The organism is Nostoc sp. FACHB-133, from assembly GCF_014698055.1.
Lineage (GTDB): Bacteria > Cyanobacteriota > Cyanobacteriia > Cyanobacteriales > Nostocaceae > Nostoc.
The window spans coordinates 1-1,520 of the sequence record NZ_JACJSH010000158.1 but is presented as its reverse complement, the minus strand read 5'-3'; the positions used below and the strand labels follow the sequence as shown (position 1 = coordinate 1,520).

Sequence of the window (1,520 nt, the reverse complement as noted above, 5' to 3'; positions counted from 1 at the left end):
CAACCTTGTATCTTAGAAATAGTAGTAGACCGTCCCAACCTTGGTCAAGAAAGACCGCTTCGTAGCATGGGTCACTACAACAATCTCTTTGACAGAACTCGAACAGTCGCCAGGGTCAAAGCTTTAAACACTGAATGGTTAAAGTATACAGTCCGTATCGGGCAAGGATGAGTGAAATCAAGGGGATGAATTCAAAAGAAAGTACAGAAATTAGTTGAGAGTGAAATATGGAAAATATTTCTCAATGGGTAGGCATTGATGTGAGTAAAGCCACATTAGATGTTTATATCCGTCCTTTGGGTAAAGCATTGAAAGTTGCTAACACAGTTTTAGAAATATCTCATCTAGTAGAACAACTCAAATCCTATGATTTAAATCTGATTGTGTTAGAAGCAACAGGAGGTTTAGAAATAGAACTTATTATCCAATTGCAGGCAGCACTTTTACCAGTAGCATTAATTAATCCTCGCCAAGGAAGAGATTTTGCCAAAGCGACAGGAAGGCTTGCTAAAACTGATGCTATTGATGCACAAATTTTGGCACAATTTGGGGAAGCAATGAAACCCCAGGTTTTACCAATTGAATCTGAAGAGGCGCGTCAATTAGGAGAGTTAATTAGTCGCAGAAGGCAATTAGTTGAAATGCAGACTGCGGAGAAAAATCGTCGTTCACGTTCTCGTGGTAAAGCATTGGCAGATATTGAAGCACATATTGAATATCTAGAAGAGCGCCTAAAACAACTTAACCAAGAAATTGAGCAATTAACTCGAAATAATCAACAATGGATGAATAAGGTCAATTTACTCAAAACTACTCCTGGTATTGGTCAAGTTATTTCTACAACCCTAGTTTCTGACTTACCAGAACTTGGTCAATTAACCGCTAAACAAATCTCGCGTCTAGTTGGTGTTGCACCAATTAATCATGATAGTGGGCAACACAAAGGTAAACGCATGATTAATGGCGGTCGCGCTCATGTTCGTGCCACTCTTTATATGGGTGCTGTGGTGGCAATGCGTTATAATCCCGTTATCAAAGCTTTTTACGAGCGTCTTGTTGAACGTGGTAAATCCAAAAAACTTGCTCTGACCGCTTGCGTTCATAAAATGTTAGTCATTTTAAATGCAATGATTCGAGATAATTTGCCTTGGTGCATTTCTGATAACTTTAAACCAATTGTTAACGCGTAAGGCTTGCAAACGTTTTTATACTTTCTATTAGCCTTTGAGCGGATGGGATCGCATCTTTACTGATCCGATGTCTACGACGGGCTATGCCTACGCAGTCATGCGAGCAATTTTTCATGTTCTTTTTTGCCTCTACGGGAAGTCCAGCAACTGGGGAAGATTCGGTGGCGTAGCGGAGTGGCTGGTGCGGGCTGCAACTGTCTTGGCTACCAATGTAAAATCTCAATGCCCGTACCAGCCACCACCGAATCTAGCGCAGCGTTCCCCTGTTGCGTCAATGTTCACAGTCCCGGTTTTTTGTTCACGATCGCTTGACTTTTAAGACAGTCGCTA

2 protein-coding genes are annotated in these 1,520 nt (G+C 41.3%); both read left to right on the top strand.

Going from position 1 to position 1,520, the window contains the following annotated elements; all coding sequences use genetic code 11:
- Positions 1–227: 227 nt before the first annotated feature.
- Positions 228–1,190, top strand: coding sequence for an IS110 family transposase (locus tag H6G86_RS38060; RefSeq protein WP_190938715.1), 963 nt, complete (start codon positions 228–230; stop codon positions 1,188–1,190).
- Between the two features lie 67 nt (positions 1,191–1,257).
- Positions 1,258–1,509: a hypothetical protein gene (locus H6G86_RS38055; protein WP_190938717.1), complete on the top strand. Its 252-nt coding sequence runs from the start codon at positions 1,258–1,260 to the stop codon at positions 1,507–1,509.
- Positions 1,510–1,520 lie beyond the last annotated feature (11 nt).